Origin of the sequence: Rhizobium lentis (assembly GCF_017352135.1) — a bacterium.
Classification (GTDB): Bacteria; Pseudomonadota; Alphaproteobacteria; order Rhizobiales; family Rhizobiaceae; genus Rhizobium; species Rhizobium lentis.
Genome location: NZ_CP071457.1, coordinates 222834 through 236596 on the forward strand (window position 1 = coordinate 222834; position 13763 = coordinate 236596).

Annotated in this window: 12 protein-coding genes; 8 read left to right on the forward strand and 4 right to left on the reverse strand. The window is 61.8% G+C overall.

The features are described 5' to 3' along the window. Positions 1-9 precede the first annotated feature (9 nt). From J0663_RS29260 to J0663_RS29295, 8 genes are all read left to right on the forward strand, one after another. Positions 10-567, forward strand: a complete 558-nt coding sequence (locus J0663_RS29260; RefSeq protein ID WP_207245990.1) for a gluconokinase — start codon at positions 10-12, stop codon at positions 565-567. Then, positions 557-1450 (forward strand): NAD(P)-dependent oxidoreductase, encoded by an 894-nt coding sequence (locus tag J0663_RS29265; RefSeq protein WP_207245991.1) that lies wholly within the window; start codon positions 557-559, stop codon positions 1448-1450. Before J0663_RS29260 ends, J0663_RS29265 begins: the two co-directional genes overlap by 11 nt. 106 nt (positions 1451-1556) lie before the next feature. Then, positions 1557-3053, forward strand: a complete 1497-nt coding sequence (locus J0663_RS29270) for a sugar ABC transporter ATP-binding protein (RefSeq protein ID WP_207245992.1) — start codon at positions 1557-1559, stop codon at positions 3051-3053. Between the two features lie 18 nt (positions 3054-3071). After that, positions 3072-4112 carry an ABC transporter permease gene (locus J0663_RS29275; RefSeq protein WP_207245993.1) on the forward strand — a complete coding sequence of 347 codons (1041 nt, stop codon included), beginning with the start codon at positions 3072-3074 and terminating at the stop codon, positions 4110-4112. Positions 4113-4163: 51 nt separating this feature from the next. Then, on the forward strand, positions 4164-5261 hold the full coding sequence (locus J0663_RS29280) for an ABC transporter substrate-binding protein (RefSeq protein WP_207245994.1): 1098 nt from the start codon (positions 4164-4166) through the stop codon (positions 5259-5261). 86 nt (positions 5262-5347) lie between these two features. Beyond that, the gene (locus J0663_RS29285; RefSeq protein ID WP_207245995.1) at positions 5348-5686 is read left to right on the forward strand and encodes a hypothetical protein; all 339 of its coding nucleotides are present in this window, start codon (positions 5348-5350) and stop codon (positions 5684-5686) included. A 276-nt stretch (positions 5687-5962) separates the two neighbouring features. After that, on the forward strand, positions 5963-7033 hold the full coding sequence (locus J0663_RS29290; RefSeq protein ID WP_207245996.1) for an LLM class flavin-dependent oxidoreductase: 1071 nt from the start codon (positions 5963-5965) through the stop codon (positions 7031-7033). A gap of 648 nt (positions 7034-7681) precedes the next feature. After that, entirely contained in the window at positions 7682-9655 is a 1974-nt protein-coding gene (locus tag J0663_RS29295) for a HAMP domain-containing methyl-accepting chemotaxis protein (protein WP_207245997.1), read from the forward strand. A gap of 78 nt (positions 9656-9733) precedes the next feature. Here J0663_RS29295 and mctP read toward each other — a convergent pair whose 3' ends face one another. The 4 genes from mctP to mctS all read right to left on the reverse strand — a co-directional run bounded on the left by mctP (position 9734) and on the right by mctS (position 13688). Further along, complete coding sequence (gene mctP / locus J0663_RS29300) at positions 9734-11209, reverse strand: monocarboxylate uptake permease MctP (RefSeq protein WP_207245998.1); 1476 nt, start codon at positions 11207-11209, stop codon at positions 9734-9736. Continuing rightward, positions 11199-11396, reverse strand: coding sequence for a DUF3311 domain-containing protein (locus J0663_RS29305; protein ID WP_207245999.1), 198 nt, complete (start codon positions 11394-11396; stop codon positions 11199-11201). Before J0663_RS29305 ends, mctP begins: the two co-directional genes overlap by 11 nt. 274 nt (positions 11397-11670) lie before the next feature. Next, on the reverse strand, positions 11671-12315 hold the full coding sequence (gene mctR / locus J0663_RS29310; RefSeq protein WP_207246000.1) for a two-component system response regulator MctR: 645 nt from the start codon (positions 12313-12315) through the stop codon (positions 11671-11673). Continuing rightward, positions 12312-13688 carry a two-component system sensor histidine kinase MctS gene (gene mctS, locus J0663_RS29315; RefSeq protein WP_207246001.1) on the reverse strand — a complete coding sequence of 459 codons (1377 nt, stop codon included), beginning with the start codon at positions 13686-13688 and terminating at the stop codon, positions 12312-12314. Before mctS ends, mctR begins: the two co-directional genes overlap by 4 nt. Positions 13689-13763: the final 75 nt, after the last annotated feature.

Here is a 13763-nt window from a genome sequence, read left to right on the forward strand (position 1 = left end):
GCCGGGATGATGGATTTCGAGCAAAAGGCGCCGCCTTTGGCAATCGTCGTCATGGGCGTCAGCGGCTGCGGCAAATCCTCGGTCGGCGAAGGCATCGCCACTCGAAATGGCATGTCATTTGTCGAGGGCGACCAGCTTCATCCCGCGGCAAATGTCGAGAAGATGGCGCAGGGCATACCGCTCACTGATGACGATCGCGTGCCCTGGCTCAATCGGATCGGCGAGGAAATCAGGGCCGCACGGAAAGCATCGCGGGGATTGGTGATTTCCTGTTCGGCGCTGAAGAGAAACTACCGGGACAGATTGAGGCAGGCGGCGGCCGGGTACGTGGCCTTTGTATTCCTCCAGGGATCCCGCGACCTCTTATTGGCGCGGATGCAGGCTCGCAAGGGCCATTTCATGCCGGCGTCCTTGCTCGACAGCCAGCTACAGACCCTGGAGCCGCCGACCGGTGAATCCAGCGTGGTAACGGTGGCGATCGACAATGCGTTGGATGATATCGTGGCGCTGGCGTGCAAGGGATTGAGCGGCATGGCCGTCGAGGGAGGAGATTATCATGCAGGATGACCACAGGGCAGATGTCGCTGTCATCGGGGCGGGCATCATGGGAACGGCAATCGCCACGCGATTGATCGAGACCGGACATAGGGTATCGGTTTTCGACCTCGATTCCGAAAAGGTCGCGGCGTTGGTCGCCAAGGGCGCGCACGCGGCCGGTTCCGTCGAGGATGCGGTCTCTGTATCGGCGTTCTGCATACTCAGCCTCAATCACGCCAATATCGTGCGCGCCGTCGTCTTCGGTGAAAAGGGTGTCGCGGGGGCCGCAAGTGCGGATAAGCTGCTGATCGACATGTCCTCGATCGATCCGGCAGAGACCGCCGACATGGCCGTGCGGCTTCGTCGGGAAACCGGGATGGCATGGGTGGATTGTCCATTGTCCGGCGGCGTGCCCGGCGCGCTCGGTGGAAAGCTGACGATCATGGCCGGCGGCAGCCCCGAAGATTTCGAACGGGCACGGGTGGTGATGCGGCATCTTGCCGCCAATTACACGCTTATGGGTGCATCCGGCGCCGGGCAGACGACGAAACTGATCAATCAGCTCTTTTGCGCGGTACTGTTTCAGGCGGTCGCGGAAGCGGTCAAGCTTGCCGAAGCGGGCGGCGTCGATCCGGCCGCCATCCCGGCCGCTCTTGCCGGTGGGCGGGCCGACAGCCGGATCATGCAGGAATTCATGGCGAAGTTCGCCGCGCGCGATTTCTCGCCGACGGGCAGGATCGACAACATGCTGAAGGACCTGGATTCGCTTCAGGCCTTTGCGCTGAAGACAAAGACGCCGCTGCCGATGACGGGAGCCGTGGTCGAGATTCATCGCCTGCTCTGTGCCGCCGGTCTCGGGCCGAAGGACTCAGCCGAGATGATGCGCCTTCTCGATGGACCTGAGGCCGGCTGAATATCTCTTGCGGTAAAATCGCGACCGTCATCTTTCCTCTTGACCATTCGGCAATGTTATCGATAACATATCGGCGGGTAACAGCGCAGCTTTGGGAGGAGCCACGGTGGAAGCCAAGAGACTGCTGGAGTTCCAATCGATCACCAAGAGCTTCGGCGGCACGCAGGCACTGCGTGACGTATCGATCGATCTGCGCGAGGGTGAGATCCTTGCGCTGCTCGGCGAAAACGGAGCCGGCAAATCGACGCTGATCAAGACCCTCGCGGGTATCTATAAGCCCGATGGCGGCGACATTCTCTTCCGCGGCCAGAGCTATCACCATCGCCCGCCGAAGCCGAACGAGCGGCAACCGGTCGCCTTCATCCATCAGGACCTCGGTCTGATCGAGTGGATGACGGTCGGCGAGAATATGGGTCTGTCTCAAGGTTTTTCGATGCGCGGCGGCGTGATCGACTGGAAGAAGACGCAAGCGCGGGCCAAAGATGCCCTGAAGCTCGTCGGCTGTGACTTCGACCCCACGACCCGGGTTTCGGCGCTGTCGCGCACGGAGAAATCGCTCGTCGCCATTGCCCGTGCGCTTGCCGTCGAAACCGACGTTCTGGTGCTCGACGAGCCGACGGCGAGTCTGCCCGCGGATGAAGTCGACCGGCTGTTCAACGCGATCCGCCCTCTGAAGGAACGCGGCGTCGGCATGATATACGTCTCCCACAGGCTCGACGAGATTTTCCGCATCGCCGATCGGGTCGCCGTTTTACGTGACGGGCGCATGGTGGGACAGAAGCCAGTCAGCGAGACGACGCCCGACGAACTGGTGACGATGATCATCGGCCGCAGCGGCGACAGCCTGTTTTCCAAGGCCGAGATCGAGCCCGGCAAGGCGATTGTCAAGGTGCGCGATCTCGTCTGCGCCGGCACGAGCCCGATATCCTTCGATATAAGACAGGGCGAGCTTCTGGGGCTTGCCGGCTTGCGCGGCGCCGGTCAGGAGCGGATCGGCCGGGCGCTGTTCGGCTGCGAGCCCTTTGGCGGTACGGTTCTGCTGCATGACGAGGCCCCGGACCTTTCGAGCCCGCTGAGGGCGATGGCGTCGGGCATCGGATTGATCGCCCGCGACCGGACGGAGGAATCCGTCGCGCTGTCGCTGTCCATTCGGGAAAATACCTACATCAATCCCGGCGCCGTCGGGCGCGGGCTTTTTTCCTTCCTTTCGCCGCGCGGCGAAGCCGACCTTGCCCATGCGATCGGCCAGTCCGTCGGCCTCAGGCCGAACGATCCGGATCTGTCGGTGGAGGCGCTCTCCGGCGGCAACCAGCAGAAGGTCGTCGTCGGACGTTGGCTGGCGACCGGCCGGAAACTGCTAATCGCCGAAGACCCGACCGCCGGCGTCGACATCGGGGCCCGCGCCGAGATCTATCGCCTGATCAACCAGGCGTTGGCGGCCGGTCTTGCCGTCCTCGTGGTCTCGACGGATTTCGAGGAAATCGCCCATATCTGCCACCGTGCGCTGGTTTTCTCGCGCGGAAAAATCGTCAAAGAACTGACCGGAAGCGCGCTCACCACGGAGGCGGTCATCACGGCCGCATCCGCATCGGAAGCTGCTTGAGCCATCGGGAGAATAGCCATGCAATCCATTGAATCCACCGCGCTGGAGCCGACCAAGAGCGAAATGGCCGGTCTGTCCACCGGACAGAAGATCGGACGCCTGATCCCGGTCTATGGGCTTGTGATCCTGACCGTCGGCCTGATCGTGCTCTTTTCGATCCTTCTGCCCGATACCTTCCCGACGGTTTTGAACGTCCGCTCGATCGTCTCCGACAAGGCGATCATCGCGTTGCTGTCGCTCGCCGCAATGATCCCGATGGCGTCGGGCCGCATCGACCTGACGGTCGGCTACGGTATAGTGCTCTGGCATATTCTCGCCATCAGCCTGCAGACGGTCTCTGGCCTTCCCTGGCCCGTCGCCGTGCTCATCGTCCTTGCGCTCGGCGTTCTCACCGGCTTCATCAACGGTCTGCTCGTCGAGGTCGCCAAAATCGACAGCTTTATCGCAACGCTCGGCACGGGTACGGTTCTCTATGCGCTTGCCCTCTGGCACACCGGCGGGCGGCAGGTGGTCGGCGTCCTGCCTGACGGTTTCTACGCGCTGAACGGCACGATGCTGTTCGGCCTGCCCATTACCGGCTTCTATGTGCTGCTGATCGCCATCTGCATGTGGATCGTGCTCGAATATCTGCCGATCGGCCGATATCTCTACGCCATCGGCGCCAATCCCAAGGCCGCGGCCCTCAATGGCATTCCGGTGCGAAAGTTCGTGATGGGGGCATTCGTCACCTCGGGCCTGCTTGCCGCTTTGACCGGGGTCCTGCTCGCCTCAAAGCTGCGCATCGGCCAGGCAAGCGTCGGCCTCGAATATCTGCTGCCGGCGCTGGTCGGCGCCTTCCTCGGCTCAACGACGATCAAGCCGGGGCGGGTGAACGTCTGGGGCACTCTGATCGGCGTCATCATTCTGGCGGTCGGCATATCAGGAATTCAGCAATTCGGCGGCTCGTTCTTCGTCGAACCGCTGTTCAACGGCGTGACCCTGCTGATCGCCATCGGCATAGCAGGCTACGCCCAGCGCAAGCGCGGTGCTGTGAGGAGGATCACACCCGCATCCAAATGAGGATGCCGACGCATGCCGGCACTTCATAACAAACAAAATGGAGGAGTGAACATGAAGCGCAGAACCTTATTGCAGGCAACGGTCGCAGCCGTCGCCGTTATGCTCAGCGTGCCGGCAATGGCCGATTCCATGGCCGACGCCAAAGCCGTGGTCGAGAAATATGCCTCCAAGGTGAGCGTATGGGATGGCCCGACAAGCGGCCCCAAGGGCGCCACCGGAAAGAACATCGTCATTCTCGCGGCCGATATGAAAAACGGCGGCATCCTCGGCGTCGCCAATGGCGTGCAGGAAGCGGCCGGCGCACTCGGCTGGACGGTGAAGGTGCTCGACGGCGCCGGCTCAATCGGCGGGCGGACAGCAGCCTTCGGCCAGGCCATGGCGCTGAAGCCCGACGGTATCATCATCAATGGCTTCGACGCCGTCGAGCAGAAGCCGGCGATGGAAGCGGCCAAGGCTGCCGGCATTCCGATGGTCTCCTGGCATGCCGCCTCGGCCGTCGGTCCGGTTGCCGAAGTCGGCGTCTTTGCCAACGTGACCACCGATGCGATGGAAGTATCCAAGTCCGCGGCGGACTGGGCCTTCGCCGATGCCGGCGGCAAGCCCGGCGTCATCATCTTCACCGACTCCACCTATGCGATCGCGATTGCAAAGGCGGACCGCATGAAGAAGGAGATCGAGGATCTCGGCGGCGCGGTGCTCGAATATGTCGATACGCCGATCGCCGAAACCTCCCAGCGCATGCCGCAGTTGACAACATCGCTGCTGCAGAAGTACGGCGCGAAGTGGACGCATTCGCTTGCGATCAACGACCTCTATTACGACTTCATGGGCCCCTCGCTCGCCTCGGCCGGCATTGCCGGCGACGGAAAGCCGGTCAACGTCGCAGCCGGCGACGGTTCGGAGAGCGCCTATCAGCGCATCCGCGCCAAGCAGTTCCAGGCCGTCACGGTCGCCGAACCGCTCAATCTCCAGGGCTGGCAACTCGTCGACGAACTGAACCGCGCCTTCGCGGGCGCTTCATGGTCGGGCTATGTATCGCCGCTCCATGTCGTGACCAGCCAGAATGTCGAATTCGACGGAGGACCGAAGAACAGCTTCGATCCCGACAACGGCTATCGCGATCAGTACAAGAAAATCTGGGGCAAATAAGCATTTCCAAGGGCGTATCGTCCGATACGCCCTCCCTCCCCGCCTCACCATCGATCCAGCTCCGCGAGTTTTGGAAAAGAGAACCTATGATCATTCGTTACGCTTTGTTTGAAGGCGAAATCCATCCCGGCCGGGAAGAGGAGTTCCGCGATTTCGTGAAGCAGCGGCTCGTCCCGTTATGGACTCAATTTCCGGGCGCCCAAGAAGTCCGGGTGCTTGATGGAATGGGACGCGACGAAGGCGCCCCGGTCTATGCGATGGCGCTCGCCATTCGTTATCCTGACATGGAGGCGGTGGACACGGCGCTGCGCTCAAATGTGCGCTCGGAGAGCCGCGAACTGACGGGAGAGCTGCTGAAGCTCTTCACCGGCAAAGTGCACCATCACGTGTTTTCGGCCAATGAGTATCCACCGGCTGTCGCCTGACATCAACTGATTGCGTGCCCTCAAAGACACTCGGCATCGAGCCGGGTTCGAGACGCCTATGAACGAGGGTTCAGGGCGCTTTTTCCATGCCGGCGTCCTAACGGCCCAACAGGGCGTTTGCCCTTATCCGTGTCAGGACGAATTTTCCTCGGTGGCCGTTATTGTTAAATGAATTAGTCTATAAAAATGGTAGATAAGATTCCATCTTGCCATGCATCGCTTTGGTTGGCCCTTCCTCGGCCTTCTTCCTCCAACCGCGAAGAACTGCAGGGTGGCATGAGCAATCAATCCGAATTTCTCTGGTATATCCCGAACGATGTCAGACCCGGCCATCGAGGCGATTCCGCCGTCGAAAACCACAACAGCCTCGATACGTTGACCAGCCATGCGAGGGCGCTGGAGGAGCATGGCTGGAACGGTGCGCTCATCGGCACCGGCTGGGGTCGCCCCGATACCTTCACCGTCGCGGCTTCCCTTGCTGCGCGCACCACCACCTTCGAACCACTGATTGCGATCCGTCCAGGCTACTGGCGACCGGCGAATTTCGCTTCCGCCGCGGCGACGCTCGACCATCTCAGCGGCGGACGGGTGCGGGTCAACATCGTCTCGGGCAAGGACAATCTGGCCGCATACGGCGACAGTGAAGGCGACCAGGCGCATCGCTATAGCAGGACAAAGGAATTCATGCGGCTGGTGCGCAGGCTATGGACCGAAGAAGACGTCACCTTCGCCGGCGATCATTTCCGGGTCGCCGACTCCACTGCGGTGCCACGCATCGAGGCCCGCGGCAATCGCCGTCATCCCAAATTCTACTTTGGCGGCGCTTCCGAGGCAGCCGAACGAGTGGCCGCCACCGAAGCCGATGTCCAGCTTTTCTGGGGAGAGCCGCTGGATGGCGTCCGGGAGCGGATCGAGCGGCTGAAGGCGCTCAGCCGGCAGCTCGACCGCGACCTCCCGCCGCTGGAGTTCGGGTTGCGGATCACGACGCTGGTCCGGGACACCACGGATCAGGCCTGGGCCGATGCCGAAGCGAAGGTCGCCGAGATGGCCAAGAACAACGGTGCCGGCTGGCACGATCACCAGCGCGCACTCGCCGTCGGCCAGCAGCGCCTGCTCGCTCTTTATGAGCGCGGCGACGTCCTCGACGACAATCTTTACACCGCGCCGGGCAAGTTCGGCGGCGGCGGCGCCGGCACGACCTGGCTGGTCGGTTCGGCCGCGGACGTCGCTCGCTCACTGCGCAACTATCAGGATCTGGGGATCACGCATTTCGTGCTTTCGGATACGCCTTACCTCTCAGAGATCAAGCGTCAGGGCGATCAGCTTCTGCCGCTGCTGCGTGGCTGACGCCGCTGGCGGGCAATTCCATGAGCACAGGATGTCGGATCGTTGCAGCACATTGGTTGCGGCCGCAATTGTTGGTGACGCAGAGTCGGCGCCAAGCATCGTTCGCGCTGCCGCAGTGCATCCGAAGTGATTCGCGATTTCCGTCGGGCGTTCCCCAGATCATTGTCGGAGTGCAAGGCGGCGAAAGAGTTGAGCGCCGATTTACAACAGCAGATGTCGGCCGTTGCTGCGAAACAACTTAGCATACTCTTCCCGCATGGCGTCGGTGCAAAAAATACGCACAGGATATACGAAAAGCGCAGCATACTGGTTCTCTGCCGTCTCTGTTTACATTCTCTAAAATATATTCCCCTAAATTTTTAGGATATCGGGAAGGCGTTCTCAGGATCGTCACCTACGCCATGATGGCGGGCCAGGCTTCCGAAATCTTGCACGCAATTGACGATGTTACTTTCACGCGCGCTTCCGCGTCTCTTTGGCATTGGCTCGGCCGCTGCCGGACACACGTGCAGTGTGCATGCGAAGTGGAATGTCCGGCGCGAACAGTGCCTTGGGACGCATTCGAGGCCGCACGCTTGAATGAGGCGTGGCGAGCGATCCTGGCGTCCCAGCGACTTTTGACAATCTCGCCAACGATGGAGAGTGCCAATGAACAGCATTAAGAGTTTCGGGATCGCGGTGCGTCTCACCCTCGGCTTCAGCTTCCTGGTTCTGCTGATGGCCGGCCTGGCCATCTATTCGGCGGTAGAGGTTGCGAAGATCAATAGCGATCTTGAAACGATCAATGACGTCAACAGCGTCAAGCAACGCTTTGCCATCAACTATCGCGGCAGCGTGCATGATCGGGCGATCGCCATTCGTGACGTGACCCTGGTGACCTCGGCGGATGAACGCAAGGCGGCCGAGGCGCTGATCGATAAGCTCGCGGCCACTTATGCCGAAAATGAAAAGCGCATGGCCGACATGGTTGCATCCCCGGCAGGTGCGACGGATCAGGAAAAAGCCGTTCTCGCCGAGATCGCCGGCATTCAGGCGAAAACCAATCCTCTGGTCGCCGAGATCATTGCGCTGCAGGAGAAGGGCGACGGCGAAGCGGCCCGCAAGGTCCTGCTCGAACAGGCCCGTCCGGCCTTCGTGGAGTGGCTCGGCGCCATCAATAAATTCATCGACTATCAGGAAGCGCTGAACAAAACGATCGGCGGTGAGGTTCGCAGTTCCGCAAGCGAGTTCAAGCCGATCGTACTGACGGCGCTCGGCATCGCGGCTCTGCTCTCTGTTGTCGCTGCGGTCATCACATCCCGCACGATTGTCGGCCCGCTGGCAAAACTCCAGCTTTCGCTGAAAGCGATGGCGGAAGGCAATCTCGATGGCGATCGCCGCCTCGAAGCGCGCGGCGACGAGATCGGCAAGCTCGCGCGCGCCGTGGCCGGCTTGCGTGACGCGATTTCGGCGAAGGCCGAACGGGAGGCCGATGCGGAAAGCAGGCGGGCTGTCGCGGAGCGGCAACGCCTCGAGCAGGATGCCGACGAACGTCGCACCCTTGCCGAGCAAACGGACCAGGCTGTCGGCCGGCTCGGCGAAGCCTTGCAGGCGCTGGCAGACGGCGACCTCACGCAGCAGATCGACACGCCCTTCATCCCGTCTCTGGAAAAGCTCCGTGCCGACTTCAATGCCGCGGTCGAAAAGCTGCGTGCCGCCATGCAGAAGGTTTCTCAGAACGCCAGCGCCATCGCGGCCGGCGCGCAGGAGATTCGATCGGCCTCGGACGATCTCGCCAAGCGGACCGAACAGCAGGCCGCTTCCGTCGAGGAAACCGCCGCTGCTCTGGAAGAGATCACGACGACCGTCGCCGACTCCAGCCACAGGGCCCAGGAAGCCGGGCAGCTCGTCCGCAAGACCAAGGACAATGCGGAACGCTCGGGCAGCGTCGTCCGCGATGCGGTCGACGCCATGGGCAAGATCGAATCCTCCGCCACCGAGATCGGCAGCATCATCGGCGTGATCGACGAGATCGCCTTCCAGACCAACCTGCTGGCGCTGAATGCCGGCGTGGAAGCCGCCCGCGCCGGTGAAGCAGGCAAGGGCTTTGCCGTCGTTGCCCAGGAAGTGCGCGAATTGGCGCAGCGTTCCGCCAAGGCGGCAAAGGAAATCAAGGAACTGATCAACGCTTCGAACGGCCATGTGAAAAGCGGCGTCGCCCTGGTCGGCGAGACCGGAAAGGCCCTGCAGGAGATTGCGACGCAGGTTCAGCAGGTCGACGGCAATGTCGGCGCGATCGTCGGCGCTTCGCAGGAACAGGCGACGGGGCTGAAAGAGATCAACGCCGCTGTCAACAGGATGGATCAGGGCACGCAGCAGAACGCCGCCATGGTGGAAGAAGCCACAGCCGCCGCCCATAACCTCGCCAAGGAAGCCGATGCGCTGTTCCAGTTGCTGAGCCAGTTCAATATTGGCGGAGCGGTGGCATCGAGGCGCATGACGCAGCCCGCTGCAGCGGCGCAGCACGCTCAACCTGTCGCCTCCCCCGCTCGGCAGATGATTGCGAAGATCGGCAAGTCGATCCAGGGCGGCGCGGCGGTCCAGGGGAACACGGCATTGGCCGGCGATTGGGAAGAATTCTGATCGCCGGAGCGCTCCTGCGCCCCTGCCATAATTTGAAATGACGAAGGGCAGCGTATGCTGCCCTTCCGATTTTCATCCCTACGCCCGAGCCGGGGCACTGGCCGGAAGCAGGGCGTTGACGACGACTGCGACGGTGATGTTTGCCGCCAGCGCCAGCAGGCCGGTATAGACGGTGAAAGGCTCGCCGCCGAGGCTGATCAGATGGAGTGGCTTCCAGCCAGCATCCCAAACGAGGAAGGTGCCGCCGCAGAAGCCGACGAACCAGCCAGCAAGCAGAGCAGGTGCACGGAACCAGTTGGTGTAGAGACCGAAGACGAGCGCCGGCAGCGTCTGCAGGATCCAGATGCCGCCGAGCAGCTGCAGGTCGAGTGCGAATTGCGTCGGCAGGAAGAGGATGACGAGAAGCGCGCCGATCTTCACCACCAGCGACGTCACCTTCGCGACCTTGGCCTCGCCCGCATCGCTGACTTTCGGGTCGACATAGGCTTTCCAGAAATTGCGGGTGAAGAGATTGGCAGCACCGATGCTCATCACCGCCGCAGGCACCAGTGCGCCGATCGCGATCGCCGCAAAGGCGAAGCCGGAGAACCACCCGGAAAACAGCGTCTTGAACAGTGTCGGAACGACATCATTGGCACTGTCGAGCTTCAGGTTGGCCGCATGGCCCATATAGCCGAGCAGTGCGAGAAGGCCGAGCAGCAGCGTATAGGCGGGGAGCATGATCGCGTTCTTGCGGATCGTCTTGCCGCTGTTGGAGGCAAAGATGCCGGTCAGCGTATGCGGATACATGAAGGCTGCGAGCGCCGAACCGAGAGCAAGCGTGGCATAAGCGACGTACTGATTGCCGCCGAGCAGCAGGTTTCCTGAGCCCTTGGCCTGGAAGGCCGCATCAGCCGAAGCGAAGACATTCGCATAACCACCTAGCTTCGAAGGGATGAGTGCGACGGCTGCGATCACGACGATATAGATCATGATGTCCTTGACGAAGGCGATCAGAGCCGGCGCGCGCAATCCCGCCGAGTAGGTGTAGAGTGCCAGCACGATGAAGGCGATGGCGAGCGGCAATTCGCCGTGGAGCCCGAGTGCCTTCAGGACCGCCGTCATGCCGACGAGCTGGAGGGCGATATAAGGCATGGTGGCGATGACGCCGGTTGCAGCCACGGCAAGTTCCAGACCGCGAGATCCATACTGACCGTGGACGACGTCTGCCGCCGTGACATAACCGAAATCCTTGGCGCGTTTCCACAGGACTGGCATGACCATGAAGACGAAGGGGTAGACGACAATCGTGTAGGGCAGCGCAAAGAAGCCATAGGCGCCGACGGTATAAACCAGCGCCGGGACGGCAATCACCGTATAGGCGGTATAGAAATCGCCGCCGACGAGGAACCAGGTGATCCAGGTGCCGAAGTTGCGGCCGCCGAGGCCCCATTCATCGATATGGGCGAGCGTCTCGGGCTTGCGCCAGCGGCTGGCGACGAAGCCCATGACGGTGACGAGGGCGAAAAAGAAAATGAAGACGGCCAGCGCCGTGCCGTTGATGTCAGTCGTCATGGCGAGTGCTCCGGTAGGCGATCCAGGTCAGCGTCGCGGTGATCGGCACCCACAGAAGCTGATACCAGTAGAAGAAGGGAAAGCCGAAAAGCGACGGCTCGCGAAGATTGTAGAATGGCGGCCAGAGTAGACCTATGAACGGAATGATCAGCAGCCAGAGTGCTGCATTGCTACGTGGTTTTTCCATGTCGGATACCTTTCAGGCGCGCCGCGGGCGGCGGTCGCCATGTTCCAGTTGTCGGCGTGGAAGGCAGGTCTGTCAGCCGGCGGCCGCGGCAGGCCCGGTTCGGATCACCATAGGTTTTCCGACCAGTCGGAAGCTGATGTAACGCATGTGAATTCCTCCCAACGGCTCACCCTCGGCCAGCCGTGAGTGGAGTCCTAGGCCGTGGGTTTTCCGCTCACAAGATGGCGTCGGGGCTGAAATGCCGGGGTCTACCCAGAAGTGGGTAGATGGGAATTTAGCTGATTTTGGCGACGACGCCGTGATCGAGCGCATAACGGATGAGGCCTGCCGTGGTGGCGATGCTGAGCTTCTTCTTGAGGTTCTTGCGGTGTGTTTCCGCCGTGGCGGGGGTGATCCCGAGCGCCTCCGCGATCTCCCGATTGCTCCTGCCGGCAACGATCAGCCCGAGGATGTCGCGCTCGCGCGGCGTCAGGGGATCACTCCCCTCCTCCGTGCGTTCGCCCATCAGCGCATCGAAGACGCCCGAGGAGAAATAGGTGCCCCCATCGGCCACGGTCTCAATGGCCGCGACGATCTCGTCCGTCGAGACATCTTTGAGGACATAGCCGGCGGCGCCACGCATGACCGAAGAGGAAATATACTCCCGGCTGTCGTGCATGGAGAGCATTACGACACGGACTTGCGGAAGTTCGCTCCGGAACAGCTCGATCGCGTCGATGCCGCTGAGTTTCGGCATGTTGATGTCCATCAGTACCACCTGCGGCTGGATCTGCCGGGCGATATCGAGGCCTGTTTGCGCAAGCCCGGCGGTGCCGGCGACTTCGATGTGATCGAAGGTCTCGAGCACGGCCTTCAGGCCGTCCAGCACGAGGGGATGATTGTCGATCAGGAGAACCCTGATTTTCGGGCGCTCGGTCATGCGGCTTCCGCCTGCTTGCCGGCGGGCAGATTGGCCGATCTCGGCATCATCGCCGTCAGCGTCGTGCCGGTTTCGTCGCTGTCGATGAGCAGCAGGCCCCGGAAGTGGGCCATCCGCTCCTGCATGTTGCGCAGGCCAAGGCCCGATCCACCGTTCTTGCTGCCATCGAAGCCAGTGCCGTTGTCTGAAATCGTCATGCGGGCTCGGCCGCCGTCGCTCCACAGCTTGACCGAAAGCTTTGAGGCGCTCGAGTGCCGCTCGACATTGTTGAAGGCTTCCTGGGCGACGCGATAGAGGGCGGTGCTTGCCTCGGCCTTCAATGTGCCGGTAAAGCGTGAAGCGTCGATCGTCGTCTCGATCCCAGTTCGCTCGGCAAAATGATAACAGAGAGCCTCCAGCGCCGCCGTCAGGCCGAGATCGTCGAGCACGCGGGGACGCAGATCGTGCGAAAGCCGCCGGATTTCCTTGATGGCGCCGTTCAGCGCCTCGATACCGCGATCGATGGTTAGCGCCGCGTCGTCGACATTGGTCCGGACCTTGCGGCCCGCGAGATCCATCGCATAACGCACGCCGACCAGGTTCTGGGAAATGCCGTCATGCAGCTCGCGTGCCAGCCGCGCGCGCTCTTCTTCCTGGGTATCGATGACCCGCTGCGTCAGTTCCTTGAGGCGGCCGTCGGCCATGCGGCGCTCATGGAACGTCAGGAGCATGCAGGTCGTGAAAACGACGAGCACCGAGGGCACGGCGATCAGTGCGACGATGACGAAGGTCTTCGTAATATTGGCGCGCATCACCGCGTTGGCGGCCGCACTCTGGGCAAAGACATCGTCCAGGTAGACGCCGGTTCCCACCACCCAGTGCCATTTGTCGAGGCTGACGACGAAGGAGAGCTTGTCGGCGATCTGGCCGGTGGACGGTTTCTGCCATTTGTACTGATGCAGACCGCCGCCTGCCTTTGCGGTGGCGATCAGCTCGGCAATAACCTTGTCGCCATCCGGATCAGTGAGATCCAGCCAATTCTGCCCATGCCGGAAGCTCTGGCGCGGATGGACGATATTGTTGCCGTCATAGTCGTAGACGAAGAAATAGCCGTCCCTGCCGTAGTCGAGCGAGGTCAGGATCTCAGCCACCTGCCGTTTGGCGGCCGCGTCGTCGGGGCCGGCCTTGTCATAGATCGTATGAATGGCGGACAGGGCAAGGTTGGTCAGGTTGAGGATTTCGCCTTCCTTCGTCTTCAGCATGTTCTGCTCGAACGTGCCGATGCTGTTCTTGGCGAGGTTTGCCGATTGCCAGGTGATGAAGGTGGTGATCGCAAGGATCGAAATCACGAGCGGAACGATCGCCAATGCGATGATCTGGTGTCGTAACGTCAACGATCATTCCTCCCGAGAATTTGCGCCCGGGATTATGCCCTTTGCCGAATGCGAGTCCAGCGGCTTGTCCGCATG